This is a genomic window from Bradyrhizobium sp. MOS001 (assembly GCF_004634465.1).
In the GTDB taxonomy this organism is placed as follows: Bacteria; Pseudomonadota; Alphaproteobacteria; order Rhizobiales; family Xanthobacteraceae; genus Bradyrhizobium; species Bradyrhizobium barranii.
In genome coordinates, this window is sequence record NZ_SPVJ01000104.1 from 1 (window position 1) to 6465 (window position 6465).

Annotated in this window: 8 protein-coding genes; 5 read left to right on the forward strand and 3 right to left on the reverse strand. The window is 60.2% G+C overall.

Annotated features, from left to right (window positions below):
- Positions 1-243: 243 nt before the first annotated feature.
- Together CT676_RS42710 and CT676_RS42715 are read right to left on the reverse strand one after the other, a co-directional pair.
- Positions 244-786: a hypothetical protein gene (locus CT676_RS42710; protein WP_135217256.1), complete on the reverse strand. Its 543-nt coding sequence runs from the start codon at positions 784-786 to the stop codon at positions 244-246.
- The gene (locus CT676_RS42715) at positions 783-1151 is read right to left on the reverse strand and encodes a hypothetical protein (protein ID WP_135217257.1); all 369 of its coding nucleotides are present in this window, start codon (positions 1149-1151) and stop codon (positions 783-785) included. Before CT676_RS42715 ends, CT676_RS42710 begins: the two co-directional genes overlap by 4 nt.
- 1036 nt (positions 1152-2187) lie before the next feature.
- Between CT676_RS42715 and CT676_RS44665 the strand changes: the two genes are divergently transcribed.
- Positions 2188-2352 carry a hypothetical protein gene (locus CT676_RS44665; protein WP_167768348.1) on the forward strand — a complete coding sequence of 55 codons (165 nt, stop codon included), beginning with the start codon at positions 2188-2190 and terminating at the stop codon, positions 2350-2352.
- A gap of 729 nt (positions 2353-3081) precedes the next feature.
- Here CT676_RS44665 and CT676_RS42720 read toward each other — a convergent pair.
- Positions 3082-3411 carry a hypothetical protein gene (locus tag CT676_RS42720; RefSeq protein ID WP_135217258.1) on the reverse strand — a complete coding sequence of 110 codons (330 nt, stop codon included), beginning with the start codon at positions 3409-3411 and terminating at the stop codon, positions 3082-3084.
- Between the two features lie 693 nt (positions 3412-4104).
- On the opposite strand from CT676_RS42720, the gene CT676_RS42725 reads away from it, so the two are divergent.
- The 4 genes from CT676_RS42725 to CT676_RS42740 all read left to right on the forward strand — a co-directional run bounded on the left by CT676_RS42725 (position 4105) and on the right by CT676_RS42740 (position 6097).
- Complete coding sequence (locus CT676_RS42725; RefSeq protein WP_135217259.1) at positions 4105-4575, forward strand: hypothetical protein; 471 nt, start codon at positions 4105-4107, stop codon at positions 4573-4575.
- On the forward strand, positions 4572-4856 hold the full coding sequence (locus CT676_RS42730; protein WP_135217260.1) for a hypothetical protein: 285 nt from the start codon (positions 4572-4574) through the stop codon (positions 4854-4856). The genes CT676_RS42725 and CT676_RS42730 overlap by 4 nt, the downstream gene beginning before the upstream one ends.
- A 34-nt stretch (positions 4857-4890) precedes the next feature.
- Positions 4891-5112 carry a hypothetical protein gene (locus tag CT676_RS42735; RefSeq protein ID WP_135217261.1) on the forward strand — a complete coding sequence of 74 codons (222 nt, stop codon included), beginning with the start codon at positions 4891-4893 and terminating at the stop codon, positions 5110-5112.
- Positions 5113-5803: 691 nt separating this feature from the next.
- Complete coding sequence (locus CT676_RS42740) at positions 5804-6097, forward strand: hypothetical protein (RefSeq protein ID WP_135217262.1); 294 nt, start codon at positions 5804-5806, stop codon at positions 6095-6097.
- Positions 6098-6465 lie beyond the last annotated feature (368 nt).

A 6465-nucleotide genomic window follows, 5' to 3' on the forward strand; every position in this document is an offset into this window, starting at 1 on the left:
GAGGGCTCCGCGCCGGCTCCCGCCGCTGCCACCGTCCAACCGGGCAAATCCAACAGCCGGGGCGAACTCAGGACTGGATAAAACTTGGGGGCAAGGTCACCGCCCGCCTCCGTGCCGCGATAAACCCGCCGGAATCTCCCGGTTTGTCGCGGAGCAGATCCGCACAATAGTTGCCTTCGACCTCCCCCATGAAAAAGCCCGGCGCGAGGCCGGGCTTTGGTGTTTTTGCATTGGCTCGGCGGCCTAGTCGCCGCCCGCAACGTTGGGCTCGCTGGCCCATTCATCCTTAAGCGCGGTCACCTTATCCAGGATGTCGCCGAGGCTGTACTCCAAGGATTGGACGTCCCCGCGCGGCATGAGGATATAGGCCAGATCGGTGCTCGGCTTCTGCCCCCAGGTCGATCGCCGCGCGATGATGACCATCTGCTCGATCTGGTGGAGAGCCCAGTCGATGTCGCTCTTGTTCATCATGCCGCTGACGATCTCGTGCGGGGTCCGGTCGTCGGAGGTGTCCGCGAGGGTCCCCGCATCCGTCTCGGCGGCCTTCGCAGGCTCGGCGGCAGCCTCGACAGGATCGAGGTTCGCTCTCAGTTTCTCGATCCGGTCCAAGAGGTCGTGAACGCCGAACAACAGTATCGACGCCTCCTGCTCCGGCAGGAGATAGTGATCGGAATCGTCCTTGCAAAGCCGGAGATTCTGCGCGGCTCGGATTGCGATGTGGCCCATGACCTGAATGTCGGCAAGGCTTCGGTCGATACCTTCGAGGTGCCGTTGATGATCACTCATGCATGCCTCCCGATTTGCTCGGCCAAAAGCTTCTCGGCACCGGCGAGAACGTCCATGAGGTTGTCGGACGTCTCGAAGGCATTGTCCGGCCTGCCAGACGGGGACAACTCTCCCCGTGTCACTCCGTTGATATAGGTCAACAACGTCAGAAGACCTTGCAGGGTTGTCGGGACGGTCTCGGCCAGATCGTCGCGGGCGTCCCATTCGCGGTCGCCGTACTTGTTGGCCTTCTTAGGATCGCGGTCGCCGTTGTTGCGGGCGACCGGCCTGAGGGCTACGTGGAGCTCCCTCATTGCTTTCTTGTGCTTCTCGATCGCGGCGTACACCGGGTCCGTTGTGGTATTGTGCTTCTTAGCTTTGGCCATGGGTTACTCCTTGGCTGGGGTTAGAGCCGGGGCGGAAGTTGCTGCTTCCCCTCGGCTTGCTTTTAGTGTTATACAGAAAGTATGAAGAAGGCAAGCCCTGTTAAACAAAAAGTCATGGGTCGGCCCCGTACGGGCATCACTCCTCTCATGGGATTTCGAGCTGATCCTGCCACCCGAGCAGCCATCGTTAGTTGGGCTGAGAAGCAGTCTGATAAACCGACACTTTCCGAATCCATCCGCCGCCTGGTCGAGCTCGGGCTGAAGGCGAAGTCGAAGTGATCGTGCTAGCGGGCCTAACGGGCTGGCTGTGGATCTGACGGCTCGCCGTGCAAGAAAGCAGAGCGCAGCTAGCGGCTCCCGTCGTGTTGCTGCGATTTAACTAGCTGATCCGGCCATGCCCTGATCTGAAGAAGAAATGACCGACGATCGACCAACCCAAAAAGCGGCGGGGGTCCCAAAGCCCCCGCCCAGCTTCGACCCTCAAATAGCAAAAGACGGTCGCTGGTTTGTCGCCGTGACAACCGGTGTTGGTCCGATTTCCCACATTGGGGACTTTGCGACGGAAGCTGACGCCAAGAACTGGATTTCGACCAACTCGAAATACTGGCCCGGAAAACCGTCATAAAGGCGCGGCCGAGGTGCTGCCCCAGCTTGAGTTTGGGCGGTCCTAAGTCAACGATGTCAATCCACCGCCCGCTCGGGCTATGTGGCGCTTAGGAACCTCTCTGACCCACTAACATTACTGTACTGCTTCAGGCCCTATCCCCGCCCTGAGGCAGCGTCCCAACAGCGGCCTCCGCGTTGCCCTGCGGGGGCCGCTTCCTGCGAGAACCCATGAGTGAGAGCCTGAGAATGACCTTCGCGATAGCCGTGACCGCTGCCGCGGCCACAGGGGCCTTTTTTGCCATTCGGTTCTTCGTCGGGTTTTACGGATAAAGCTCCCGTCGCAGCCCCATTGACCAATCCGTTACGATCGACGCTGACGCTGCCCGCGATATCCAGCGGATAGCTCGGCGTCCGGCTAGCGCCTCTCGTCATGACCAACGACGCCGCCCTCACCCGTCGCCGCTGTGACAATCCGCACGAGGAGACTTGCTACTTCACCGATGTCAGCGTCGGGACCATCGGCCCGCGCGCAGGCGTGCCGATCAATGGGGATGGACAAGCTTCCGCCTTCACCACCACAGCGGACCATACTTGAATCCGTACGCGTACGGCACCGGCCCATGGCATGGATATGACTGAGGGCCGTACGGCTGCACGTACGCGCAGGAGCGAACCTGATAGGGGCGATAGTAGAATCCAACGTAGGACCGATCGATACTTCGGTGGCGCCCAATGTGCCGGCGACGCGGGGTAAAATCGACAGTCCCGCAACATCCTGTTCCTTGACTGACGATTTGTTGCGCTGCGGCCGACGTCGCCGGCGCTGCCATCAGCGCCAATGACATGGAGCTAGCGATGAGCGCTACGCCGATCAAATTTCTCATGAAGAACCTCTCCCCAATACATCGAGACATGCAGCGCTTCGGCAAAGTCGCCAGCCAACAAATTACTAAACTTCGTCGCTCAAGCCAATCTGCAGCGCGCCCTCCAATCAATCGGCCGCGGCCTAAGCGCAGTTCGCGCGCAGTGGAAAATTTCGCGTGCCCTTGATCTCGGGTGATGCGCTGCGTCTGCGGGACCACATTCGACAGCTGGAAGCCGGTGGAGAACTACCCGCATCGCCCACATCTACGCCGAGCAGGCAGGAAAGCTTTAGACCTATGTCCGGCTGATCGGCGCACGGGATGCACTGACTTCTCATTCCGTGCACGGAAGTGTCGTTTGCACAACAGTTCTTCGGTCTATTAAGGGAAATATCCGTTTTGGTTTGCGCGAGAAAAGCCGGGGCCATATACGCCAGCGTGGGGCTGGCTGCATATTTCACTTAGATCTTTTTCACCCCGTTCTTTTTTGACCTGGCGCGGGCCGCAGCGATTGAATTCGCTGTGGCCTTCGCGTCGTCAGAGGACCATTCCTCGATACCGCCGCTCGGCACGACAGCGGGCGAACCTAAGCCGCTGGAGATGCTTGCGCGCCCCCAGGGGTGAGCGAGCTGCGCCACATTTAGGTCCACGATATCCGGAAAAATCAGAACATTGCTCGATCGAGGAATTTGCATGGCCCGCACTTCAGCAACCAAAAGTTCTGCGAGTTGGACTTCAGAGGACGAAACCAAGATCTTGCAGATGCGCGAGAGTGGAACATCGTTCAGCACAATTGCGGAAGCGCTGGGCCGCAGCCAGGCGTCCGTGGAAGCCCGCTACACGATCATAAAGAAGCGCGGCAGTGCGGACTGCGGGGGCGCGACCTAGGGCGGCGGGGCCGCCGTTTATCTGCTGGTGTGGTGAAAAGCTAAAGGAGCTGCGCGATGCAAACGTGCGCAGAGCAAGGCCTTCCGTGGGGCCGTTTCGTGTACGATGCACATAGAAGAAGGAAGATCGCACTACGATTTTCGCAATGAGCCCGCGTTCTACCACTTGCTGTCGATCCGCGAGTTGATCATGGAGCTTGACGCGTTTGGCGGACCGGTGCCTACGGTGCCGTTAGACGCGGGCCCCTGTATTGGAAGCGGGCGGCGGATGATGAAGAGGCGGTGCTTCGCACCACCAGGAGGGTTTGCCCCAGCCACTCCAGCTTCACGCCCACCCCCCGCAAGTGCGGCAGAGTCGCAAGCTAAGATCGCGATGATGGCCAAGGTAATTTTCCGAAAATCCATAGCGAAGGCCCTAGTTTGGCGTTAAGGGCAACTCATCCGGAAGGCCGCCGTTCCGACATTCCGAGTACGGTCGGCACCCTTGGCGACATGCAAGAGCCAAACGCTCTATTGACCAATCCATTGTGATCGACGGAGCTTGACCCGCAAGTCCCAGCGGCTGGCTCGGCGTCCGGCTAGCGCCTATGCTCCGTCATGACCAACGACGCCGCCCTCACCCGTCGCCGGAGCGACAATACCCACCAGAAGACTTGGCAGATCTATTTCGGCGACGTCCGTGTAGGCACGATCGGCTCCCGCGCTGGAGTGCCGACAGCCGCCGATCAGTGGGGCTGGCCGTGCGGATTTTATCCCGGTCTAGAGCCGGGCCAGCACCGCAACGGAACGGCCGAGACCTTCGAAGCCGCGCGCGAGGAGTTCGAGTCCGCGTGGTCGGAGCTACTGCCGTGCATCCCCGACAGCGCCTTCGCCGAATGGCGCAACGATCGCGACTGGCGCGCCGAAATGAAGGCCAAGCGCGCACGTGGCGAGAAGCTCGACAGCGAGATCAGAAACACGCTGATGCGCTGCGTCTGCGGGACCGTATTCGATAGCTGGAAGCCGGTGGAGAGCTACCCGCATCGCGCCCACATCTACGCCGCGCAAGCAGGAAAGATTTACCGATGAAGCACGCCGAGAGCCGGCTCTACACAGATCCAGAAGCCGCCGCGCGAAAGCTCGTCGAGATCGCCGCGGGCATCGAAGCCGTCCAGGACGGTCGCATTCACATCGAAAAGCTCAACGCGCCTTTTCTGTACAAGCTCGGTGCCACCGGGCCGGAGTTCGGCGTCGGCATCAAGCACGCAGTTGAGAAGGGCTGGCTTGAGTTGCACGAGAGCGGGACCCACGTACGGTTGCTGCCGCCCAGCCAAGATCTGCTGTCGGGCTTCCGCGCATTGGCGCGCTAACCTAGGCGGCGGTCCAATCCCGCGGAGACACTTTGTGAAAATCAAACTTCCCGCGACCGACCTCAAGGTAGCGCAAAACATCGATTGCATTGAGCTCAAAGACGAATCTGGCAAGCACGTCGGCCAATACTTCTTCGGGAAGGGCCACGGACGAACCGTCTTTCTGTTCGGTAAATATAAGGGCACATTCAAGACCCACGCCGAATGCCAGGCTTTCGTCGACGGGGTCCTTGCTGTGATCAATCACGCTCCCTGATCGATAGCGTCATTGCTCACGCTAGCCTGCCAGCTTCCTGCGCGATGGCTGTCGCTAGTTGGCGCCTGAGCTTGAATGGCAGGTAGAAATCTGGCGATTGAAATCGTCGTTGGGCAACGAGTCTCCTAAGCGTTTGCAAGTCGCCGTGAAGATTGCGAGGGAAGTGAAGTGCGCTGTTGGTGCGCTACATGAGAAGCGCTGAGCTTGGGAAAGCCGCCGAATTCCGATATTGTTTTAACGCTCACATTGCGCGATCAGGTGCAGACTATCGTTGTGCGATGGCGGCGGCCCTGCACTTGACCGAGGCCGAGAGCTCGCGGTCCGCCAGCCCCGTCGGCGAGTTTCTCGCCTCGGTCAGCCAAACTGACGGTTAATTTTTTTCCCAAGTGTAACATTGCCGACATTGCCACCAGCGGAGTAGCGATAGGCTACTTCCGCCGGGGCTGGCTCCATATTTCACGTTTTCATTTTACCCGGCTGGCCGCAGTGGTCCGCCGCTGCGGCCTTTTATTGGGCGCAGCACATAACTCGTGCTGCGGCGGCGCGTAAGACCCGCGCCGGGAACGCCAAATGGACGGTGACGGAAGCCGCGGTTTGTCTGCCGCGGCTGCGGTGGACGGGGCGCCGACGTTCGGCCAGACTTCGAGCGGGGCAATCCGCATCTCGCGATCATGGGGTACCGAAACAAGCAATGATCAAGGGCTGGGGGCGGCCTTTCGAGGAGCCGATTGTGGTCGAAGGCCGCGAACTGGGAACGCTGATGGATGCCGGCGAGTACATCGCCGCCCTGCCGAAGAAGGAGCACGAGGCGCCGAAGTGGCAAGCGGCGATGGAGGCCTTGATCCTGGTGGCGGAAGGTGGCGGCCCGACGATGTTTGCCCGGATCGGGGTCATGCGGGCATTGAACCGCCACTATATCCCCGAGTTGAATCCGAAGGGGAAAGCACCCCATTGGGGCCGGCTCAAGCTGAAGAGGGATCAATGACCGTCTGGATCTACGACCAGGGCAAAGAGCTTGATGGTGTTCGCGACTGAGGAAGCTGCCAAGGTCTGGCTCGATGAGAACGATCCGGAGGGCGTAGCCTTTGAATACGAGGTGCTGAGCCCGGGATCGATGCCCTAGTGTTTGGAGGGCCCTTGTCGTCGCGCCTTGCGCGCCATCTCCATCCATTCTTCCCCAAGCTTCAGCCACGCCTCCCTGTCCACCTCACGTGTCGCCCTTTCAGCCTCATGCAAGCAATTCTGCGCTTGATGGTAAGCGTCGTTCTCAGGCCACGGCTTTGAGGTCGTGACGGCAATAGGCCCACGGAAGCAGCTCATCGATGTTGCTGTTTGGATGGCCGTTGACGATCC

Coding starts and splice junctions, on each gene's coding strand:
- CT676_RS42725 (WP_135217259.1), top strand. CDS start 4,105: ATGACCAACGACGCCGCCCTCACCCGTCGCCGGAGCGACAATACCCAC.
- CT676_RS42740 (WP_135217262.1), top strand. CDS start 5,804: ATGATCAAGGGCTGGGGGCGGCCTTTCGAGGAGCCGATTGTGGTCGAA.
- CT676_RS42710 (WP_135217256.1), bottom strand. CDS start 786: ATGAGTGATCATCAACGGCACCTCGAAGGTATCGACCGAAGCCTTGCC.
- CT676_RS42730 (WP_135217260.1), top strand. CDS start 4,572: ATGAAGCACGCCGAGAGCCGGCTCTACACAGATCCAGAAGCCGCCGCG.
- CT676_RS44665 (WP_167768348.1), top strand. CDS start 2,188: ATGACCAACGACGCCGCCCTCACCCGTCGCCGCTGTGACAATCCGCAC.
- CT676_RS42715 (WP_135217257.1), bottom strand. CDS start 1,151: ATGGCCAAAGCTAAGAAGCACAATACCACAACGGACCCGGTGTACGCC.